At 73.0% G+C, this 21,081-nt stretch carries 19 protein-coding genes; 11 read left to right on the top strand and 8 right to left on the bottom strand.

Annotated elements, in window-relative coordinates:
• Positions 1-26: 26 nt before the first annotated feature.
• From HUO13_RS00725 to HUO13_RS00710, 4 genes are all read right to left on the bottom strand, one after another.
• On the bottom strand, positions 27-1,175 hold the full coding sequence (locus HUO13_RS00725; RefSeq protein WP_211899602.1) for a GAF domain-containing sensor histidine kinase: 1,149 nt from the start codon (positions 1,173-1,175) through the stop codon (positions 27-29).
• A gap of 455 nt (positions 1,176-1,630) precedes the next feature.
• A complete protein-coding gene (cydD, locus tag HUO13_RS00720; protein WP_211899601.1) occupies positions 1,631-4,825 on the bottom strand; it encodes a thiol reductant ABC exporter subunit CydD in 3,195 nt (1,064 codons plus the stop codon).
• Entirely contained in the window at positions 4,822-5,832 is a 1,011-nt protein-coding gene (gene cydB, locus HUO13_RS00715; protein WP_211899600.1) for a cytochrome d ubiquinol oxidase subunit II, read from the bottom strand. The genes cydD and cydB overlap by 4 nt, the downstream gene beginning before the upstream one ends.
• 12 nt (positions 5,833-5,844) lie before the next feature.
• Positions 5,845-7,380, bottom strand: coding sequence for a cytochrome ubiquinol oxidase subunit I (locus HUO13_RS00710; protein WP_211899599.1), 1,536 nt, complete (start codon positions 7,378-7,380; stop codon positions 5,845-5,847).
• 389 nt (positions 7,381-7,769) lie between these two features.
• On the opposite strand from HUO13_RS00710, the gene HUO13_RS00705 reads away from it, so the two are divergent.
• The 4 genes from HUO13_RS00705 to HUO13_RS00690 are packed head-to-tail and all read left to right on the top strand — an operon-like array spanning position 7,770 to position 11,039.
• Positions 7,770-8,309 carry an RNA polymerase sigma factor gene (locus HUO13_RS00705; RefSeq protein WP_432757812.1) on the top strand — a complete coding sequence of 180 codons (540 nt, stop codon included), beginning with the start codon at positions 7,770-7,772 and terminating at the stop codon, positions 8,307-8,309.
• Positions 8,306-9,112 (top strand): anti-sigma factor family protein, encoded by an 807-nt coding sequence (locus HUO13_RS00700; RefSeq protein WP_211899598.1) that lies wholly within the window; start codon positions 8,306-8,308, stop codon positions 9,110-9,112. Before HUO13_RS00705 ends, HUO13_RS00700 begins: the two co-directional genes overlap by 4 nt.
• Positions 9,113-9,135: 23 nt before the next feature.
• The gene (locus HUO13_RS00695) at positions 9,136-9,843 is read left to right on the top strand and encodes an ABC transporter ATP-binding protein (protein WP_249124365.1); all 708 of its coding nucleotides are present in this window, start codon (positions 9,136-9,138) and stop codon (positions 9,841-9,843) included.
• Positions 9,840-11,039 carry a hypothetical protein gene (locus tag HUO13_RS00690; protein ID WP_211899596.1) on the top strand — a complete coding sequence of 400 codons (1,200 nt, stop codon included), beginning with the start codon at positions 9,840-9,842 and terminating at the stop codon, positions 11,037-11,039. The genes HUO13_RS00695 and HUO13_RS00690 overlap by 4 nt, the downstream gene beginning before the upstream one ends.
• A 47-nt stretch (positions 11,040-11,086) precedes the next feature.
• Here HUO13_RS00690 and HUO13_RS00685 read toward each other — a convergent pair whose 3' ends face one another.
• The 3 genes from HUO13_RS00685 to HUO13_RS00675 are packed head-to-tail and all read right to left on the bottom strand — an operon-like array spanning position 11,087 to position 13,846.
• Positions 11,087-11,773: an IclR family transcriptional regulator gene (locus HUO13_RS00685; RefSeq protein ID WP_211899595.1), complete on the bottom strand. Its 687-nt coding sequence runs from the start codon at positions 11,771-11,773 to the stop codon at positions 11,087-11,089.
• A 4-nt stretch (positions 11,774-11,777) separates the two neighbouring features.
• A complete protein-coding gene (locus HUO13_RS00680) occupies positions 11,778-12,983 on the bottom strand; it encodes a fumarylacetoacetate hydrolase family protein (RefSeq protein ID WP_211899594.1) in 1,206 nt (401 codons plus the stop codon).
• Entirely contained in the window at positions 12,980-13,846 is an 867-nt protein-coding gene (locus HUO13_RS00675) for a hypothetical protein (RefSeq protein WP_282975631.1), read from the bottom strand. The genes HUO13_RS00680 and HUO13_RS00675 overlap by 4 nt, the downstream gene beginning before the upstream one ends.
• A gap of 554 nt (positions 13,847-14,400) precedes the next feature.
• On the opposite strand from HUO13_RS00675, the gene HUO13_RS00670 reads away from it, so the two are divergent.
• On the top strand, positions 14,401-15,180 hold the full coding sequence (locus HUO13_RS00670) for a DUF2470 domain-containing protein (protein WP_211899593.1): 780 nt from the start codon (positions 14,401-14,403) through the stop codon (positions 15,178-15,180).
• Between the two features lie 74 nt (positions 15,181-15,254).
• On the opposite strand, the gene HUO13_RS00665 is transcribed toward HUO13_RS00670, so the two are convergent.
• Positions 15,255-15,611, bottom strand: a complete 357-nt coding sequence (locus HUO13_RS00665) for a hypothetical protein (protein WP_249124364.1) — start codon at positions 15,609-15,611, stop codon at positions 15,255-15,257.
• 155 nt (positions 15,612-15,766) lie between these two features.
• On the opposite strand from HUO13_RS00665, the gene HUO13_RS00660 reads away from it, so the two are divergent.
• The 6 genes from HUO13_RS00660 (at position 15,767) to HUO13_RS00635 (ending at position 20,956) form a co-directional block, all read left to right on the top strand.
• Entirely contained in the window at positions 15,767-16,579 is an 813-nt protein-coding gene (locus tag HUO13_RS00660; RefSeq protein ID WP_211899592.1) for a CPBP family intramembrane glutamic endopeptidase, read from the top strand.
• 131 nt (positions 16,580-16,710) lie between these two features.
• The gene (locus HUO13_RS00655) at positions 16,711-17,892 is read left to right on the top strand and encodes an arginine deiminase (protein WP_211902562.1); all 1,182 of its coding nucleotides are present in this window, start codon (positions 16,711-16,713) and stop codon (positions 17,890-17,892) included.
• Between the two features lie 136 nt (positions 17,893-18,028).
• Positions 18,029-18,931 (top strand): DUF6346 domain-containing protein, encoded by a 903-nt coding sequence (locus HUO13_RS00650; protein ID WP_211899591.1) that lies wholly within the window; start codon positions 18,029-18,031, stop codon positions 18,929-18,931.
• Between the two features lie 18 nt (positions 18,932-18,949).
• A complete protein-coding gene (locus tag HUO13_RS00645) occupies positions 18,950-19,360 on the top strand; it encodes a YbaB/EbfC family nucleoid-associated protein (RefSeq protein WP_211899590.1) in 411 nt (136 codons plus the stop codon).
• Between the two features lie 16 nt (positions 19,361-19,376).
• Entirely contained in the window at positions 19,377-19,676 is a 300-nt protein-coding gene (locus tag HUO13_RS00640; protein WP_282975627.1) for a type VII secretion target, read from the top strand.
• Positions 19,673-20,956 carry a hypothetical protein gene (locus HUO13_RS00635; protein ID WP_211899588.1) on the top strand — a complete coding sequence of 428 codons (1,284 nt, stop codon included), beginning with the start codon at positions 19,673-19,675 and terminating at the stop codon, positions 20,954-20,956. The genes HUO13_RS00640 and HUO13_RS00635 overlap by 4 nt, the downstream gene beginning before the upstream one ends.
• Positions 20,957-21,081: the final 125 nt, after the last annotated feature.

The following is a 21,081-nucleotide window of genomic DNA, read 5'->3' as shown; positions in this document are numbered from 1 at the left end:
CCCAGGGCAGAAGGCCCCAGTGGCGCTCAGCCCAGCGGCACTTCCCAGGTGACCGTGGTGCCGCTGTCCGGGGACGAGGTGATCACGCAGCGGCCACCGGCCGCCGTGGCTCGCTCCTCCAGGTTGCGCAGCCCGCGCTTGGAGACGTCGCGGGGCACGCCGCAGCCGTCGTCGACGACCTGGAGCAGCAGGCCGTAGGGCGTGCGGCGGACGCGGACCAGGACGCTGCGCGCCCCGGAGTGGCGGACCACGTTCGACAGCGCCTCGCGCAGCGCGGCGCGGGCGTGGTCGGCGACCGCGACCGGCACGTCGGAGAGGTCGCCCTCGATGTCCAGCTTCGGCGGCCTGCCCAGCAGCTCACCGGCGATGCGGACCTCCGAGCGCATCGACTCGGCGAGGGCGGGCGCCTGCGCCGGGGTGCCGGGATCGGCCGAGGTCAGCGTCCGCACGGTGGCCCGGACCTCGGCGATCGTCTGGTCGATCTGGTCCATCGTCTCGGCCAGCCGCCTGGCGTCGGGGGTGTCCAGCCTGCCGTCCAGCCGCCGCTCCAGGACCTCCAGTTGCACGCCCGCGGCGTACAGCCGCTGCACGATCACGTCGTGCAGGTCCCGGGCGATGCGCTCGCGCTCCTGATAGACGGCGATGCGCTGGCGCGCGGTCGAGCCCTCGGCCAGCACCAGCGCCATGCCCGCCTGCGCGGCGAACGCGGTCAGCACGTCGACCGCGACCCTGGTGAACGTGCTGGCGCCGCGCCTGCGGTAGACCGCCAGCGCGCCGAGGCGCCGCTCGCGGGTGCCGAACGGGGCCGCCGCGAACGGGCCGTAGACCCGCAGCGCGGCGGGCACGTACGGCGCGGTGATGGGGTCGTCGATGACGTCGTCGACGACGACGGCCACGCCGCTGCGGGCGACGCGGGCGGCCGCCGAGCGGGTGGACAGCACCGCGCCGACCGGGTCGCCCAGCGGCACGGTCGAGGACGGACCGCCGTAGGCGGCCTCGACGGTGAGCCTGCCGTCGTCGCCGCGGACCATGACCAGGCACAGGTCCGCTTCGGCGAGCGCGGCGGCCTTGCGGACGACCATCGGCAGGACGGTCTCCGGGTCCTCGGCAGACAACGCGACCGTGGTGATCTCCGTCGACGCCGCGAGCATCTGCCTGGCAAGGGTCGAGTCCATGACATCCACGAGGCTATATCTCCTGGTAGGGCCTGGATCGATTCGACAGCGGGATCGGGTGAAGGTCACAGGGGCGGCTCCGGCGGGGAGGCGGCGGAGTCGTGCCGTACATCGGCGGCGAGGCGGCGCACAGCCCCGGAGGGGGCGGCACGCCGCACGGGCGGCGGCACCGTGCCGGGCCTGGGGCGCGAAGCGGCGCATCGCGCCGGACGTGAGGCGGCACGCCGCACAGGCGGCATCGCGCCTGGTCCCTGCCGTGCCGCGGCGTCCGGCACGGCCGGCACGGCGGTTCCGGACCGAGGCGAGGAGTCGGCAGCACCGGGCACGGGCGGCACGCGAGGCGAGACGACGGCGTCCGCCGGCGGCCTCGGCGGCACGGCGCACCCCGGCGCCACTGCCGCGCGCCGCGGTGGCGCGCTCCGGCGACACCGCCCGCGCTCGGACGCTACGCGCGCTCACGCTCCTACCGCCGCCCTCCCGGCGTCCGGCCGGGCGGGCGCGTCGCGGAGCACGGTGACCTCGCCGCCTTCGACCCGCAGCACGATGTCGGCGTGGTCGGTCTCCGCCCAGCGGTGCGTCACGTGCACCACGGTCCGCCCGCGGAAAGCTTCGTGCAGCCGCTCCAGCAGCGCCTCGGACGTCGGCACGTCCAGGTGCGCGGTCGGCTCGTCGAGGAGCACCAGCTCCGCGTCGCGGGCGAGCAGCGCCCGCGCGAGCGCGACGCGCTGGGCCTCGCCGCCGGAGAGCGCGGCGCCGCCGGACTCCACCAGGTGGTCGAGTCCCCAGCCCGGCAACCCGGCGATCCGCAGCGCCTCCGCCAGTTCGTCGTCGGTCGCGCGGGGCGCCGCGATCCGCAGGTTCTCCCGGATGGTCGTCGACACCAGTTGCGCGTCCTGCGGGCACCACGAGACGGCCGCCGGGACGCGCACCTCACCGCGCTCGGCGCGCAGGAATCCGAGCAGCAGCGCCAGCAACGTCGACTTCCCGCCGCCGGACGGACCGACGACGGCGACGTGCGTCCCGGCGGGAACCCGGAGCTCCACGTCGCGCAGCGCGGGCTCCTCCGAACCCGGCCAGCGCACGCCGACACCGGTGAGCTCGATGTCCTCGCCCGCCACCGGGGCGACCCCTCCGGTGGAATCCTCCGCCGCCAGCAGCGGCGCGACGCGCGCCTGCGCTTCGCGCAGCGAGCGCCACTGCTGCGCCGCGGGCGCCAGCAGCGCGACGGCTTCCGCCGCCGCGAGCGGCACCAGCGCCAGCAGCGGCGCCAGCTCGGGCGCCAGGCGGCCTCCGGCCACCGCCTGCGCCCCGAGCCACGCGCCGCCGAGCACCCGCGCGTCCTCGTCGGCGAGCCGGGCGCGGCGCTGCCGGTCCGCGCCGAAGGCCAGCAGTTCCGCCGAGCCGTCGAGCAGTTCGAGCGCCTGCGCCGCGACCCGGCGGCGGCCCCGCGCCGCGGCGGTGGTCGCCCGGCGGTCGGCCAGCACCGCGGCGACGGGCCCGGCGATGCCCGCCGCGAGCAGGCAGCCCGCGAGCAGCGCCCCGGCGGCGGGGAGCACGGCGGTCTGGATCGCGACCGCGCCGATGACGACGACGAGCGCGATCAGCGGCGGTACGAGCACGCGCGGCACCAGGTCGCGGACGGCGTCGACGTCGTCCACCAGCCGCGCGACGCCGTCGCCGCGCCGGAGTCCGGCGCTGCGGACCGGCCCGATGCGCACCAGCGCGTCCCAGAGCCTGCGGCGGAGCCGGCCGGAGAGGCGGAAGGCGGCGTCGTGGGTGACGAGCCGCTCGAGGTAGCGCAGCGCGGCACGGGAGAGCGCGAAGGTGCGCACGCCGACCACGGCGACCGAGAGCATGAGGACCGGCGGCTGCTGGGAGGCGCGGGCGATCAGCCACGCCGAGGTCGCGGCCAGCGCGAGCCCGGACAGCAGCGACAGACCCCCCAGCGCCACGCCGGTCAGCGTCTGCGGGGTGAGCAGCTCGCGGACCCGGCCGCGTGCCTCCGGCAGGTCGATCGCCGCGTGCTGCCGGGAGACCTCGGCGGAGGCCGCCTCTTCGGCGTCGGCCCGGGGGCGGTGGCTGGCGAGGATGACGGTGGTGCCGCGGTCGGCCGCCGCGCGGACGGCGGCGTCGACCCGGTGGGCCGTCGCGGCGTCCAGATGCGCTGTCGGTTCGTCGAGGAGCAGCACCCGCGCGCCGCCGCGCAGCCGCAGCAGCGCGCGTGCCACGGCGACCCGCTGCCGCTCGCCGGTGGAGAGCTCGTCGATCCGGCGGTCGACCAGGTGCGCACCGGCGACCTCGGCGAGCACGGTTCCGGCGAGCGCGCGGTCGGCGGTGACATCGGCATCCGCCACGGCCAGGGCGAGCTCGTCGAGGACCGTGCCGCCGGTGAACACCGGCCGCTGCGGCACCCAGGCGAGCAGCCGCCGCCACTGCCGCGGGTCCAGATCGGCGATGTCGGCGCCACCGCACGTGATGCTGCCGCTCTCCGGGGAGGCGAAGCCGAGCAGTGCGGCGAAGGTGGTCGACTTGCCGCTGCCGCTCGGGCCGATGCCGTCGAAACCCTCCAGCCGCAGGACCTCACCCGGCCTGGCCGTGAATCCAAGTCCGTCCGGCGCGTACCCGTCGCGCCGCGCGACGCGCAGGCCCGACACCCGCACGGTGAACTCGTCCGGGATCGGCGAGCGAGCCGGACGGGTGTCACCGCTGCCCTCCACGACCTCCTCGACCCGCCGGACCGCCTCGACGCCGTCTTCGCTGGCGTGGTGCGCCGCGCCCGCGGCGCGCAGCGGCAGGTAGCACTCCGGCGCCAGCACGAGCACCAGCAGCCCGGTCGCCAGGTCGAGATCGCCCGAGACCAGCCGCAGGCCGATGCCCACCGCGACCAGCGCGACCGACAGCGACGAGAACAGCTCCAGCACCAGCGCGGACAGAAACGCGATGCGCAGCGTGGCCCCGGTGGTGCGGCGGTGGGTTTCACCGACCCTGCGCACGACCTCTCCCTGCGCCCGCGCCCGCCCGAACGCGGTGAGCACCGGGAGCGCGCGGATCAGCTCGAGCAGCTGGCCGGAAAGTCGCTGCACCGCGTCGGCCGCGCGGGCGGTGCGGCGCTCGGTGTAGCGGCCGACCAGCCACGCGAACAGCGGGATCAGCGGCACCGTGATCACGATCGCCAGCGCCGAGACCCAGTCGGAGAACAGAATCCACGCGCCCACCAGCAGCGGGACCACACCGGCCGTGACCAGCGCAGGCAGGTACTTGGTGAAGTAGGCGTCCAGCGCGTCCAGGCCCTTGGTCGCCAGCGCGGTCAGCTCGGCGGCGCCGCGCCGCCGGATCCACTCCGGTCCGCGCCGCAGCGCGGAGTCGAGCAGGACCGCCCGCAGCTCCTCCTTCGCCCCGGCCGCCGCCCGCGCCGAGACCGCCTCGGTCGCCCAGCCGAACGCGGCCCGCGCGACGACCGCACCGGCGAGCACCACCAGCTCGTCGCCGATCGCGGTGGTCCCGGTGGTCACCACCGCCGCCAGCGCGGTCGCCAGCGCCCACGCCTGCACGATCAGCGCGACCGCGTTGCCCAGCGCGAGCGCGCCCGCCACGACCAGCGCGCGGCGCGCGGACCGGGACAGCTTCGGCAGCGCTCCGAGCGGGCTCATGAGGGCGCGTGCACCTTCGGGATGTGCTTGGTGCCGATCCGCTTGCGGAACACCCAGTAAGTCCAGCCCTGGTAGACCAGCACCGCCGGGGTGCCGAACGCCGCGACCCACGTGATGACCGTCAGCGTGTAGGGGCTCGACGCGGTTCCGGCGACCGACAGCGACCACGCCGGGTCCAGGTTGGACGGCAGCACGTTCGGCCACAACGTGCCGAACAGGCCGACGACGACGGCGGCCAGCGCGACGCCCTGCAACGCGAACGCCTGCCCGTCGCGCCAGCCGCGCAGGCGCAGGAAGCCGGCCACCGCGGCCAGCACCGCGAGGACCAGCGGCACCCACGTCCACGCGGTGCCCTGGGTGAACTGCGCGATCAGCACCAGCGCGGTGACCGGCAGCAGCAGTGGGACGCCGAGCCGCAGCGCGAACTTGCGCGCCCGCACCCGCAGTTCGCCCTCGGTCTTCAGCGTCACGAAGAACGCGCCGTGCACGAGCGCGAACCCGCACACCGCCAGCGCGCCGACCACGCTCGGCAGCGAGAAGATCCCGAGCAGGCTGCCCACCCGGTCGCCGTTGGCGTCCAGCGGCAGGCCGAAGACGTTGGCCGAGAGCACCAGTCCGACGACCAGCGGCGAGATCCACGACGCCAGCACGATCACGGTGTCCCAGCCGCGCCGCCAGCGGTCGCTGTCCACCTTGCCGCGGTACTCGAAGGCCACCCCGCGCCCGATCAGCGCCAGCAGCAGCACCAGGAACGGCAGGTAGGCGGTGCTCAGCAGCGAGGCGTACCAGCCGGGGAAGGCCGCGAACGTCGCACCCGCCGCGACGATCAGCCACACCTCGTTGCCGTCCCACACCGGGCCGATGGTGTTGATCATGACCCGTCGCTCGGCCTCCTCGCGGCCGAGGAACGGCAGCAGCATGCCGACGCCGAAGTCGAAGCCCTCCAGGAACAGGTAGCCCAGCCACAGCAGAGCGATCACGCAGAACCAGAAGGTGGGCAGATCCATCAGTCGCTCCCCTCAGTACGCGAACGACAGGGCTTCATCGGACTCCTTCTTCCCTTCCGGCGGTTCTGGTGGCAGCACACCCGCGATGCCACCGCGCACGTAGCGCACGATCAGGAAGACCTCGATGACCGCGAGCACGCCGTAGATCGAGGTCAGGCCGATCAGCGAGGTCAGCATCTCGCCCGGTGTCACGCCAGAGGACACCGCCGTCGCGGTGTACATGAACACGCCGTCCACACCGGACGGATTCGGGTTGGGCGCCACCACGAAGGGCTGCCTGCCCATCTCGGTGAAGATCCAGCCGAAGCTGTTGCCGAGGTACGGGGTGGCGATGCTGAGCACCGCCAGCGGCGTCCACCAGCGCCACTTCGGGTAGCGGCCCTTGCGGGTCAGCCACAGCACCACGACCGCGCCCGCCGCGGCGACCGCTCCGAAGCCGATCATGAACCGGAATCCCCAGTAGGTGACCGGCAGGTTCGGCACGTAGTCGATGGGCTTGCCCGCGTAGGGGCCGAGCCGCGGGTCGTCCGGGTAGTGCGAGCCGTAGGCGGCCTGGTACTCGCCGATGAGCTGCTGCACGCCCTTGACCTCGCTGTGGATGTCGCCGTTGGCCAGGTACGACAGCAGGTAGGGCACCGTGAGGCTCTTGACGTCCTCGCAGTTGGACCGGCCGACGTCGCCGACCGCGAAGATCGAGAAGCCGGCGGGCTGCTCGGTGTGGCACAGCGCCTCGGCCGAGGCCATCTTCATCGGCTGCTGCTCGAACATCAGCTTGGCCTGCAGGTCGCCGGAGATCGCCAGCCCGGCGAAGGCGATGACGCCGACCCACGCGCCGAGCCGCAGCGAGCCGTGCCAGACCTTGCGGTCCTCGTTCTGCTCGTCCGTGCGGCCGGCCAGGTCGGGGTTCTTGCCGACGGTGTCGCGGTGGTGCTTCCAGATCTGCCACGCCGAGATGCCGACCAGGAAGGCGCCTGCGACCGCGAAGCAGCCGAACACGGTGTGCGGGAACGCCGCCAGCACGGTGTTGTTGCCCAGCACCGCCCAGATCGAGTCCAGCCGCGGCCTGCCGTCGGTGAACACGATTCCGACCGGGTGCTGCATCCACGAGTTCGCGGCCAGGATGAAGTACGCCGAGGCGACTGTGGCCAGCGAGAACGCCCACGCGCACGCCAGGTGCACGCCCTTGGACAGCCGGTCCCAGCCGAAGATCCACAGCCCCAGGAAGGTGGACTCGACGAAGAAGGCGACGATGCCCTCCATCGCCAGCGGCGCGCCGAAGACGTCGCCGACGAACCGCGAGTAGGCGCTCCAGGACATGCCGAACTGGAACTCCTGGACGATGCCGGTGACCACGCCCATCGCGAAGTTGATCAGCATCAACTTGCCCCAGAACTTGGTCATCTTGAGGTACCGGCGGTCGCCGGTGCGGTACCACGCCGTCTGCATCCCGGCGACCAGGATGGAAAGCCCGATGGTCAGCGGCACCATCAGGAAGTGGTAGACGGTCGTGATGCCGAACTGCCAGCGTGCGATGTCGAGCAGGTCCACGCCATACACACTGCCGGTTCGCGCCCGTGGATTCGCAGGGTCAGGGGTCCTGCCACCCGAGCCGGGAGTCCCGGAGACACCGGGACCAAAGTCCTGCGCACGCGGGAGCGGCGCGCATCGGCCCCGGATGTTGTACCAAGCAACCGCGCGCGGCGGAAGGTCCCGGCGGGAAGTCCGTCGCGGCACCCGGGCGGAAACCGCCGCGGCGCGGTGTGCGTATTCCCTGGCAGATCCCGGCGAGAGGCGCCGGACCGCTCGATGGGAACACTCATGCGCACCCTGCTCGCCGACATCCGCCTGGCCCTCGCGCGCACCGGCCCGGTCACCGTCCTCGACAGCGGGTAGGCGATCCGGAAAACCGTTTCGGGCTCCCGTGCGTCAGGAGTGTCGTGCGCGATCGAGAACTGAGCGACGAGCGGTTGCTCCGGAAAGTGGCGCGCGGCAACCGCTCCGCCTTCGACCAGCTCTACCAGCGCAACGCGGGCTGGATCGCGGCGCGGTTGCGCCGCCGCTGCGACGACCCGGAGCTGGCAGCGGAGGTGCTCCAGGAGTGCTTCCTGACCGTGTGGCGCTCGGCGGGCGGCTTCGACCCCCGCAAGAACGCCGCGGCGTGGCTGTGGACCGTCGCGTCCAGCAGGTTGGTCGACGCGCACCGCCGCCGCCAGGCGCGGGTCCGGACCACCGGTGAACCCCACGAGGCGGCGGTCACCACGGCGTCGGCCGAAGCGGAGTACATGAGTTCGACGCTCAGCCCGGAGCTGGCCGACGCGGTCCACCGGCTGCCTCCCGAACTGCACGCCGTCCTGAAGGCGACCGTCCTCGACGGCATGACGGTCCGGGAGACCGCGACGCTGCTCGGCATCCCGGAAGGCACGGTCAAGACCCGCGCCCGCAAAGCCCGCCACATCCTCAGGGAGGCACTCGCATGACGCACCAGCACTTCCCCGCGTCGACCCTGCGTGCCTACGCCGAGGGCGCGCTCACCGACGCCGACGCGATCGAGGAGCACCTGCTCGACTGCCCGAGCTGCCGGCGGCTGGCCAACGAGTCCGCTCTCGACGATCCGCTGGTGCGACAGGTGCGCGCCGGCCTGACCGCGCTTCCCCCGCAGCCGCCCCGCCCGACCCGCTGGCGCCGGCTGCGGGTCCTGCTCAACTCCGCGCCCGCGGTGCGGGGCACGTGGCTGTTCACCGTGCTCGCCACGTTGGCGGGCGCGGTCGCGGCCGACCTGCTCGGTGGTCCGGGCGGCGGGGTCGGCCCGTGGTGGTCCGAGCACGGTTCGGCCCTGCTGCTCGTGGCGCCCGTCCTGCCCGTGCTCGGTGTCGCACTGTGCTTCGGCAGGCTCGGCGACCCCGCCTACGAGGTCACCGCGAGCACCGCGTCCGGCGGCATGCAGCTCGTCCTGTGGCGAACGCTCTCGGTCCTGCTGACCACGGTTCCGGCCACCGTCCTGGTCGGTGCCGTCACCGGCCGGGTGACGGCCACCGCGTGGCTGCTGCCGTGCCTGGCCCTCACCGCGGTGACGCTGGCGCTCGGCTCGCTGCTGCGGATCGAAGCGGCCGCCGCGGCGATCGCCGTGGGCTGGCTGGTGGTCGCGGGCGGACCGCTGCTGGCCGACCGGGTTCCGGTCGTGCTCGACCGGCCGCTGCCGCTGCTCTGGTCGGCGCTCATCGCGGTGTCGGCGTTCGTGCTCTTCCTGCACCGCACCACGTTCCACGACTCCAGGAGTTGAAAGCCTTGATCCAACTCGAGAACTTGACCGTCAAGTACCGAGCGCGCCACGCGCTCGCCGGTGTCACCGCCCGCTTCGACGTCGGCGTCAACGGACTGCTCGGCCCCAACGGCGCGGGCAAGTCGACGCTGGTCCGCGTCCTGGCCACGCTGATCACGCCCACCAGCGGCTCGGCCGAGGTCCTGGGGCGCCGGCTCGACGCCGCTTCCGACCCGCGTGAGATCCGGCGCCGGCTCGGCTACCTGCCCCAGGAACTCGGCTATTACCCGAGGTTCACCGCACGCGAGTTCGTCGAGCACTTCGCGTGGCTGAAGGAGGTTCCCGCCGCCGGACTGCCCGACGCCGTGCAGCGAGCGCTGGAGCGCGTCGGACTCGCCGACCGCGCCGACGAGAAGATCCGGCGGCTCTCCGGCGGCATGCGGCGCCGCGTCGGCATCGCGCAGGCCATCGTCGGCGAACCGCCCGTGCTGCTGCTCGACGAGCCGACCACCGGTCTCGACCCCGAGCAGCGGATGGAGTTCCGGCAACTGCTGGCCGAGCTCGGTCAGCAGTCGTGCGTGATCGTGAGCAGCCACCTCGTGGAGGACGTGGCGAAGGCGTGCGACCGGATGTGGGTGCTCGACGCGGGTCGGCCGGTCTTCGAAGGCACCCCGGCCGAACTCGCCGCGGGCGGCGATCTCGAAGCCGGGTACCGGGCAGTGCTGTCCTCGGCCCGGGAAGAGGCCGCATGACCGGCCGGATCATCCGCGCGGAGCTCGTCCGGGGCCCCGGCGGCCCGCTCGCGCTGGTCGTCCTGGCCGCCACCGCGGGTGTGCTGTTGGTCAACCCGGACTGGGCGGGCAACTGGAACGGCCTGGCGATGGGCGTCCGCGAGTCCCTCCTGCTCTCGTGCCCTCTGGTCGCGATGGCCGGCACCTGGGCGGCGGGCAGGCAGCGCCGGCGGCAGACCGCGGACCTGCTGGCGACGGCGCCCCGCCCGCGCTGGCAGCCGTTCGCCGCCTCGTGGCTGGCGTTGACCGCGGGCGCCTCCCTGGGGCTGCTGGGAGGTTGGCTCACCGGCGGCGCCCTGGTGCTGCCGATCGCCACTTACGCCGGCATCGGCTGGATCTGGACCCTGCTGGTCTGCGCGCCCGCGCTCGGGGCGTCGGCCGCGTTCGGGATGGCTGTCGGCCACTTCGCGTCGTGGCGGTTGATGGCGCCGATCACCGGCATCGCGGCCGGACTCGCGATGCTGTGGTCGCAGTCCATGGCGTCAGGCGGGTTCAAGTGGCTGGCGCCCGTTCCGGGGAAGTCGTTCCTGGGCGACGTCGGCTATGCGGCATCGACCAACGCGCTGCACACCGCGTGGTTCTCCGGGCTGGCGCTGACGTTCCTGGCGGTCGCCTCGCTGCGGCGCAGGATCCTGGCGCTGGTGCCCGCCGCGCTCGCGGTGGCGGCGGCGACGTCGCTCATGGCGCTGCCCGTGCACTGGACCACCGAGGCGGTGGCCGAGGAAAAGGTGTGCGTCACCAACGGCGCCACCGTTTGCGGGCCTCGGCACCAGGAACACCTCTACCCGGAACTGGCGGGCCTCGCACGACCGATGCTCGACAAGATCCGGGGTGTTCCCGGCTCACCGACGCAGATCACCTACGGCGGCGCGGAGGGCACGACGTTGCACGAACCGACGCCGACAGGAGCCCTCGCCGACCCCGCGGACGAGCGGCGGGCGCTGGCCCAATGGCTGGCCAGTGACAACTACCGCTGTCCGGGACGGCCGTTCTCCGAAGGCTCGGCCGCCGCTGCCCGTTGGCTGCTCGAAGGCATCCCGGGCACCGAAGGCCTCATCGCCAGCGTCCCCGTTCGCGACCGCGACTGGGTGGTCAGGTACTACGCGGCCCTGGAGACCTGCGACGCCGCCGCCATGCACGAGCTGGTGGGCGAGTAGGACGAGCCGACCGCCGCGGACCACGTCTCGCGCTCCGCGGCGGTCCCTCACCGCAGCGCCGCGGCCACGGCCTCGGCGGTCTCCAGCACCATCGGGCCGATCTCCTCCGGTGACACCGGCACGAGCGCCACGATGCCCACGCTCGCCCGCAGACCCGGCACGCCGCGCACCGGCGCGGCCACGCCGAAGGCACCGGACTGGAGCTCGCCGGTGCTGCTGACCCAGCGCGGGCCGCCCGCGGGCAGGTCCACCGCGCGGCCGGCCGCTCCCCGGTGCACCGGATGCCTGGTGCCGACCCGGTAGGACACGTGGTAGTTCGTCCACGACGGCTCGACCACCGCGACCGCCTGCGCCTCGCTGCCGTCGGCGACCGTCAGGTGCACCGTCGCGCCGACCTGCTCGGCCAGTCCGCGCAGCGCGGGCAGCGACGCGACGCGCAGCTGCGGAAGCACCCGCCCGGCCAGCCACAGCACCCCGAGCCCGAGCCGCACCTTCGAACCCTCCCTGCGCACCAGACCGCGGTTCTGCAGCGGTCCGAGCAGCCGGTACACCGCGGCGCGGCTGACGCCGATGGCCGCGGCCAGGTCGCTGATGGTGGGCGCCTCGCTCTCCGCGTCGGCGACCGCCTGGAGCAGGTTGAGCCCGCGCTCCAGCGTCAGCGAGCTCTCCTTGGCCGGGGCGTCTCCGGGCGCGCGGGTCACCGGCGAACGGGTCGGCTCTGGTGTGAAGGCCATCGACTCACCTCCGGGCCGCGGCGAGGACGGTTCCGGTCACCTCGCCGAGTCCGACCACCGAGCCGTCCGGGCCGGGGGCCGTTCCACCGAGTGTCACCCGGTCGCCGTCCTGCAGGAAGGTCCGCTGCTCGCCGTCTTCGAGGCTGACCGGCTCGGCCCCGCCCCAGGTCAGCTCCAGAAGGCAGCCGCGCTGCCCTCGCTCAGGCCCGGAGACGGTGCCCGACGCGAACAAATCGCCCGGCCGCACGGGCGCGCCGTTGACGGTCATGTGCGCGAGCTGCTGCGCCGGCGACCACGCCATGTCGGCGAACCTCGGCCGGGAGAGCACGGTGTCGTTGCACCGGATCTCCAGGCCCAGGTCCAGCCCCCACGGCTCGGACTCCACCAGGTAGGGCTGCAGCCCGTGCTCGGGCACCGGCGTGGGCACGCGGGCGTGCGCGAACGCCTCCAGCGGCGTGATCCAGCCCGCCAGCGAGGTGGCGAAGGACTTCGACAGGAACGGCCCCAGCGGCTGGTATTCCCACGCCTGGATGTCGCGCGCCGACCAGTCGTTGACCAGCCCGACGCCGAACACGTGCTCCTCGATGTCGGAGGTCGCCACCCGGCCGGACGGTTCACCGCCGCAGACGAAACCCACCTCGGCCTCGAAGTCCAGCCGCCGCGTCGGGCCGAACGCGGGCTGCAGGTCGCCCGGGGCCTTGCGCTGACCGCAGGGGCGGTGCACGTCGGTCCCCGAGACGTACACCGTCCCGGCGCGGCCGTGGTAGGCGACCGGCAGATGCGTCCAGTTCTCCAGCAGCGGCGCCGAGCCCCGCCGGAAGATGTGCCCGACGTTCTCGGCGTGGTGCCGGGAGGAGTAGAAGTCGACGTAGTCGGCGACCCGGAACGGCAGCACGAGCGTGTGCCAGTCGGTTCGCAGCAGCTCCGCGCCGGGCGGAGCGCTCTCGGCGGTGACGATCTCGGTCAGCCGCTCGCGCAGCTCGCTCCAGCTCTCCCGGCCCGCGGCGAGCAGAGGATCCAGCGAGTCGCGGTCGACCAGCTCCGGCAGCCGGGGGCCGAGCGAGCCCGCGATCCGCCGCAGCGGAAGCGCGTGCCTGCCGACCCGCACCGACACGACCGGGCCCGCGGAGGTCACCAGCACCCCATAAGGCAGCGTCTGGGGCCCGAAGGGCTTGTCGAGCGCGAACTCGGGATCCTCGATCCAGCTCACAGCAGTTCCAATCCTTCGAGGTCGGTGACCGGATCGGTCAGCGAGGCCGAGCCGTAGGAGGCGAAGACGTCGCGCACCGCCCTGGCCGCGTCGTCGGACAGCGAGCGCGCCTCGTCGGCGAGCGCGGCGTCGTCGGTGCTGGCCAGCGCGTCGCGCACGTTCTTGCCCGACAGCGAGCGCGCGGTGGCGACCAGCAGGTTGAGGAAGCCGTGGTGGTTGAAGCCGGTTTCCGGGTCGGTCCGGCGGACCGCGCTGTGCACTCCCGAGGTGACCTTGAACGGCACGCCGAGCGTGCTGGCCACCGCGAGGAAGTCGGAGACGACCTCGACCGTCGGGAACGACTCCGCGGTCTGGCCGCCGCAGCGCAGCTTCGGCCAGCAGCCGTGCTCGGCGACCCGCTTGATGCCGTCGAGCCAGCCGTTGGCGCCGCGGCGGGGCTCGACCACACGGACGATGTCCTCGGGCACGAACTCCGAGACCCGCTCCAGCCAGACGTCGTCGACGTCGGACGGCGCGGGCATCTCCACCATCCGCAGCGCGAGCAGCTCCTGCCTGCCCTCGATGATCGACAGCGCCTTGGGCACCCCGCCGAGACCGGTGTCGCAGACCAGCGACAACGCCACCGGCTCGGCGGGCTTGGCCTTGGCCAGCTCGGTGATCAGTTCGGCCAGCCGGGACGCCTGGCACAGCATCGGGCCCATCACGCCGGCGTACGGACCGCTCCGCGCCGCGAGGTGGTCGGCGACCGCCTGGGGCACCGGTGCGCTGCCCGGCGGGAACAGTGCTGCGTCATCGACCAGTCGGGCGAACAGGGGCGGGATGCCGCGCGGACCGGGCGCGCGAAGCTCAACAGCGCTTGACACGGCTGACACGCTAATGCCGTACCGGCCAGTGAACAAAGGTGCCCGATAAACGAACGCCCATAGGGACCAATTCGGCACTACGGTCGGGTGGAAGACCGTTCACCGGAACGCCGCAAAGCGCCGGCGGGGGCCACGACATCCCATTGTCACGCGCCTGCGGCGCGGGCCCGCACGCAGGGTCGGCACACGGGTGGCGCCGCTGGTCGCACCGGACGCGGCGCGCGCCGCCGAGCGGCGGCCTCATCGGCCCGCGTTCGCATGGGACGCACTCCTCCTCGGCCGCGGGATCGCAACCTCCCGCCCGCCTCCCCCGGAAACGTCGTCCAGCGCTCGGCCGCTGACCGGAATCCGCACCCGAGATCACTCCGATCGGGTGGTTCTCGCCGAACCCGGCGTCCGGCCGGGGCTCGCCGTGCGTCCTCCGGATGACCAGCCGCGTGGTGCGTCCGCACGCCGTCCCGGCTCCGCCGGACACGGTTCTCACCTCCTGGCGGAGAAGTCGACTTCCACCCGCAGGTCATCTAAGTTAGGGTTGCCTAAGTTGGAGGTGAGCAGTGGGCGAGAAGACGACCCGCCGGCCGGCGCTGCCGAGCCCGGCGGAACGGGCCAGGACCATCGCCAGACGCGGCGGCAAAGCGGTGCTGATGCCCTCCGGCGAGAACGCGGCGCGGATAGCACCGCTCCTGCACCACGTGCACCCGGACGGCGCCGCGACCGTGCTGCTGGCCGACGAGCACCCGCTCATCGCGTCGGCCTGGCAGGCCCCGCGCGGTGAGCTGACCGCGATGCTGGAGGTGGCCGACCCGACGCCGGTCCGGCTCCGCGAGCCGGTGCGCGGCCTGCTCTGGCTCACCGGCTGGCTGCGCGTGCTGGACCCGGAGCAGGCGCGCGCCGAGGTCGTCCGGGTCGCTGAGCAGCGGCCGGACTCCCGCCTGCTCGACGCCGGGCACGGCGCGAGCGTGCTGCGGCTGGAGTCGGCGTCGATGGTGCTCGCCGACGCCGAAGGCACCGCCTCGGTGCAGCCCGAGGACTTCCTGGCAGCCAGCCCCGACCCGTTCTGCCTGATGGAGGACGGCTGGCTGCGGCACCTGGAGCTGTCGCACCGCGACGTCGTCGGCCTGCTCGCCCGCCACCTGCCGGAGCGCCTGCGCGGCGGGCACATCCGGCCGCTTGGGCTGGACAAGTACGGCCTGCGGCTGCGGGTGGAGTCCGCCGACGGCGACCACGACGTCCGGCTGGCGTTCTCCCGGACGGTCACCAACGCCGAACACCTCGGCATCGAGCTGCGCCGTCTCGTCGGCTGCCCGTTCCTCGCCCAGCAGCGCCAGGGCTGACCGCCTGCCTTCGATCGTTGAAGCGGCGCAGCCGCTTGGCAACGCAAGGTGGGCTCAAGGACAGGCTCGGCGCCTCAGTACCGTTCGCCGGAGGTCGGCACGGCCCGGATGCGGCCCTCCCGGTAGTGCAGCGGCTCGGTGTCGTCGCCGAGCAGCAGCGCCTCCTCCACCGGCAGCCTGCGGGTGACCACCCAGAGGAACGAGTGCGCGGCGGTCCACGCGTCGGCCGGGCCGCCCGCGTCGACGAACCGCACCCGCGTGGCGTCCGCGCCTTCCCGGGTCACCTCCACCAGCACACCGTCGCGCATGCCGATGAGCTCGGCCGGTCCGACCGGCCCGTCCAGGGTGTCGAAGGGGCGCAACGCCTCCAGCGTCCGCGCGATCAGACTGCTGTCGGCCCACCCCCAGAGGAACACTCGATACCCGTCCATTCCGCTCCTCACGACGGCTCGCCGTTGCAGGGGTGCCGCATATCGGACGGGAACCGCGCGGGACTCGTTCCCTCCGCCGCTTCCACAGTTTTGCCAGTTCTCCCCCGCGCCGCTGGGCGTCGGCCGCCGCCGGAGTCCCGGGTAGGGTCCGCGAGGTGAGTGGCACTCTGCGCGCGTGGTTGGCCCCGGGTCGTCCCGGCACCCCGGAAGTGATCACCGACCCGGCCGAGCGCAGGGCACTCGTCATCGAGCTCCTCATCGTCTTCGCCGTGACGCTCGGCCTCTCCGCGCTGCAGAGCCTGCTTTCGCTGCTGGACGCGCTGATGCGCCCGGAGCCGCTCGCCGACCAGGCCGTCGCGATCAACGTGCCCCGCGCGGAGCTCGGCCTGCTGGACATGGCACAGCAGCTCGCCGGCGTCCTGCGCCTGTGCGCGTGGGGCTCGCTCGGCGTCTACCTGCTGTGGCGGGGCGGGATCGCGCTGCGCAGCGTCGGTCTCGACCGCTCCCGCCCGCTGCGCGACGCGCTCGGCGGCGTCGGCCTGGCCGCCCTGATCGGCGTGCCGGGCCTGGGCCTGTACCTCATCGCGCACGCGCTCGGGCTGAGCCTCACCGTGCAGCCGTCCACTTTGGACGACGCGTGGTGGCGGTTACCGGTCCTCGTGCTGGCCGCCTTCGGCAACTCCTTCGCCGAAGAGGTCCTGATGATCGCCTACCTGCTGACCCGGCTGCGCCAGCTCGGCTGGAGCGAGAACCGGGCGCTCTGGGCCTCGTCGGTCCTGCGCGGGGCCTACCACCTGTACCAGGGCTTCGGCGGGTTCGTCGGCAACGTGGTGATGGGCCTGGTCTACGGCAGGACGTGGCAGCGCACCGGCCGGATCTGGCCGCTGGTCGCCGGCCACGCGCTGATCGACGTCGTGGCGTTCGTCGGCTACGCCGCGCTGCGCGGGCGGGTGGGCTGGCTGCCCTGATCCGACCGAAAGCCGCACGCAACGAATAGCCACTCAAGCCGCTTTCACGCTTAACGTTCGATCGAATTCCCCTGCGAAGACTGGCGTTTCCGATCGCCGGGGCTAGGCTGCGGGCCGTGAGCGAACCACACGTGCAGAGCGAGGTCGGCCCCTTGCACACGGTGCTCCTGCACCGTCCGGGCAACGAGCTCAAGCGGCTCACGCCGCGCAACAACGATCAGCTCCTGTTCGACGCGATCCCGTGGGTGGACCGCGCCCAGGAGGAGCACGACGCCTTCGCCGGGACGCTGCGGAGCCGGGGCGTGGAGGTGCTGCTGCTGCACGAGCTGCTCGCCGAGACGCTGACCGACACCCGCGCCCGCGCCGCGGCGGTGCACTCCGGCGTCGACGAGCTCAAGGTCGGCACCGACATCGCCGACACCCTGCGCTCGCACCTGTCCAGCGCGGACGCCCCGGCGCTGGCCGAGGTGCTCATCGCCGGGATGACCTTCGAGGAGCTGCCCGGGTCGGAGGGCCAGTCGCTGGTGCGCCGCATGCACCACCCGCACGACTTCGCCATCGAGCCGCTGCCGAACCTGCTGTTCACCCGCGACTCGTCGGCGTGGGTGGGCGACCGCGTGGCCATCGCGGCGCTGGCGATGCCCGCGCGGCGGCGCGAGTCGGCGCTGACCGACCTCGTCTACGCCTACCACCCGCGGTTCTCGCACTGCGCCCGCGCCTACGGCGCGCACTCGGCACCGGTCGAGGGCGGCGACGTCCTGCTGCTCTCCCCGGGCGTGGTCGCCATCGGCGTCGGCGAGCGGACCACGCCCGCCGGGGCGGAGTCGTTCGCGCGGTCGGTGTTCGCCGACGACCTCGCACACACCGTGCTCGCCGTGCCGATCACGCAGCAGCGGGCGTCGATGCACCTGGACACCGTGTGCACGATGGTCGACCGCGACGCCGTCGTCATGTACCCGGCGGTCCAGGACTCACTGACCGCGTTCTCGCTGCGTCCACGAGACGGCGGGGTCGACGTGTCCGGGCCGCAGCCGTTCCTCACCGCGGCGGCCGAGGCGATGGAGATCGACCACCTGCGCGTCATCGACACCGGGCTCGACCCGGTGACAGCCGAGCGGGAGCAGTGGGAGGACGGCAACAACACCCTCGCCGTCGCCCCCGGCGTCGTCGTCGCCTACGAGCGCAACGCCGAGACCAACGCCCGCCTGGAGGAGGCCGGGATCGAGGTGCTGCGCATCAGCGGTTCCGAGCTCGGCTCCGGCCGCGGCGGCCCCCGCTGCATGTCCTGCCCGATCATCCGCGAGGCGCTGTAGACCGCGAAAATCTCCATACCGCCCGAGACCCGGCACCAGCGTTGGTAGGTTCCGCGCTGCCGATGACACCGCAGAACGGGACGGGAACGTGGGGCCTTCCGACGAAATGCTGCCCGGCCATGCCAGCCGTCAGCCCGTGCGGCGGGACGAGCCGACGACGACGCCCAGCGACCGGGCGTGGCGTGTGGGCTACATCGTCTCGCAGGTCCTGGTCCGGTTTCTGGTGCTCGCCGTGTTCCACACGGTCATGGGCGCGACCGGCATCATGACCACCGACGGCACGCCGACCGAGCGCGGAACGGCGCTGGCGAACCGGTGCGAACTCGCCGGACCGGTCAGCATGTCGGGCCTCGGCTGGTGGTGGGACTGCGACGCCACCATCACCTGGGCCGATGGCGACGCGGAAGAGCGCTCGTTCAAGTTCTCCGACCTGACTCCCCGGAACTACACCACCCCGGCTCCCGTCGTGCGCCGCGAGCTGGACAACCGCGGCTCCAACGTCGTCGTCGACGAACCGGCGCCGCACTCGGCGCTCGGCTGGGCGCTGTTCATCCCGCTCCTCGGTCTCGCGCTCGTCGGCTTCCGCATCCCGGGCATCCCGCCGCTGCGTCCCGCCGAGCACCGGGAACGCCGGCGCCGGTCGAGGTTGCAGACATGGCCGCCCGCCGTGCTCGCCGCGGGGTGGTGGCTGGTCATCGCGGGCGGTCTCGGCCACGGACACCTGGACGCCCTGACCTGGGTGCCGGTGGCGGTCATCATCGCGGGCCACGCGTTCCTGGCCGTGGGGGCAGCACTGGCCGTCAGCCGCCGACGCGGCGGATACCCGGATCGCCAACCCCCGATCGCGCTCGGGGGCCGCCAGTTCCGGGCAAACCTGCTGCTCGTCGTGGGAGCCCTGGGGGTGGCCGCGGGCTTGCTCAGCGGGCAACCGCCGACCGGGCTCGCCGCGCTGACCGCGCTACCGCTGGTGGCCGTGGCCTTCGGCGTGCGCGGCCGGCTGGTCGCCGGACGCATCCAACAACTCCAGCACACCACCTGAGAACCGGAGGTAGACGCTTTGAACGACCAATCGGCCCAGGATTTTCTGTCCTCCCTCCAGGACCGCGCCGATGAGATGGTGCGGCAGTCCGAACAGATCCGGGAGCAGCTCGGCTCCCTGACCGAAACCGCCGGCGACGGCGGAATCGCGGTGACCGTGAGCTCCAACGGTGCTCTCAAGGACCTGGAGATCGACCAGCGCGCGCTGCAACGGGGGCCGGAGGAGCTGCGCGCGACGATCCTGCGGCTGGCGGGTGAAGCACAGGCGAAGGTGGCGCACAGGGTGGCGCAGACCGTGGAGCCGTTCGCCGGCGAGTCTGCGATGGAGTTCCTCCGAACCCAGCTGCCGGTGGAACCGGAGGAACCCGCCGCGAGTCGGAACGACGACCCGGACTTCGACGACGAACCACCGCAGACCTACCTGCGCTGACCCTGGGGAGAGTTCCGTGTTCAACGTCAGACCCGGCCGATTGACCACCCACTCGCAGTGGCTCAACGGTCTCGCCGATGACATCGCCGCTGCCGGCACGAAGGGCAACGGCGTGTCGTTCGGCGTGGACAGCTTCGGCCTGGTGGGCCAGGCCTTCGCCGGCCAGGCTCGCCAGACCTCGCAGCAGGCGGCGGCCGAGATCCAGAAGTTCTCCGAGCTGACCCGCGATCTCGGCGGCCGAGTGGCCGAAGCCGCCAAGGACTACCAGGACACCGACGGCAACAACGCCGACTGCCTCGGGCAGGTGCGGCCGTGACCGACATGCTCGTGGACGTCGACGGCAAGGCCGTCGAATCGGGCGCGCACACCGCGGGTGCGGGCATCGTCGATTCGGCGCGGGCCACCTGGACCGCGTTCTCCAACGAGGACTGGGGCGAGTTCGCGGCCAGTGGGGGTGTGCTCGCGCTCGACGCGATGATCACCGCGATCGACCCGATCGGCTCGGCGCTCGCGGCCGGGGTGGGCTGGCTCATGGAGCACCTGTACCCGCTTCGCGAGGCCCTGGATTTCGTCGCGGGAGATCCGAACGCCATCAAGGAAGGCGCCGACACCTGGCAGGAGGTCAAGGCCGACCTGGAGAAGCTGGCCGGGGAGATCCCGGGGCAGGTCCAGGCCCACACCGCCGAGTGGTCCGGCCCGGCGTGCAACACCTACCTGCAACGCTCGAAGGAACTCGCCGAAGGCGTCGAGGCGATGTCGGTCAGCGCGGGAACGGCCTCCGGCGCGATCGCGACCGCCGGCACGATGGTGGCGACCTGCCGCGGGCTCATCCGCGACATCATCGCCGCGGTCGTCGCCGAGCTCATCAAGGGTGCCCTCGCGGCCCTCGCCGGTTCCGTCGTCAGCTTCGGCGCGACGGTGGCCGGCTATCTCGGCTACGCGGCCGGCCGCGTCGGCATGACGCTCGCCAAGATCGCGACCAAGATCAGCCAGCTGCTCGGCAAGCTCGGCAAGGCGGGTACGCACCTGGCGAAGGCGCTCGACGACATGGCCGAGGCGAGCGCGAAGGTCGGCGCCAAGCTCACCACCGGCGGTGCGAAGGCGTTCCCGACCTCGCCCGGACTCGGCGGTGCCGCGACCGCGGCCGGGCAAACCGCGACGAAGGCTTCCGACGCGCTCGGTTCGGCTGCCGGCGCCGTCGGCAGGGGCGGCGACGCTCTTGGCAGCGCCGGTGCGCGGGGCGCCGACGCGGCCGCGAACTTCGGCAAGGGTGCCGAGCAACTCGGCGGTCGCGGCGCCGGGCTGATGGCCGACGCCGACGGGCTGGGCCGGGCCGCCCAGCAGAGCACCCAGAACCTCGTGGACAAGGCGACGCTGTGGCCGAAAAGCGACGGCATCAACAACTCCGCCGCTCGCGAAACCGCCGAGACCATCTCCGATGTCCGCAATCCGGAGAGCCAGCTAGCCCGCGGCGGCTTCGGCGCGCAGCAGTACCACGAGCAGAACTACGCCGAAGACAGCGGCAAGGATTACTACGACGGCAGCCACCGCCTGTCCGGAACAATACCGTCGGCCGAGGAGCACTTTCCCGGGTAAGGTCTGCGGAGGTGCTCTGCTCGGCCGCGGGTGAGCCGAGCAGAGCACAATGCGGCAAGGCGGTCGTGGCACGCGCCGCCGACGTTCAACCCTTCTGGCCAGCGTCTCCACTTGGCAAGGTCTAA

This window comes from Saccharopolyspora erythraea, assembly GCF_018141105.1.
GTDB lineage: Bacteria > Actinomycetota > Actinomycetes > Mycobacteriales > Pseudonocardiaceae > Saccharopolyspora_D > Saccharopolyspora_D erythraea_A.
The sequence above is the reverse complement of the archived record's forward strand: the minus strand, read 5'-3'. Positions and strand labels throughout refer to the sequence as shown.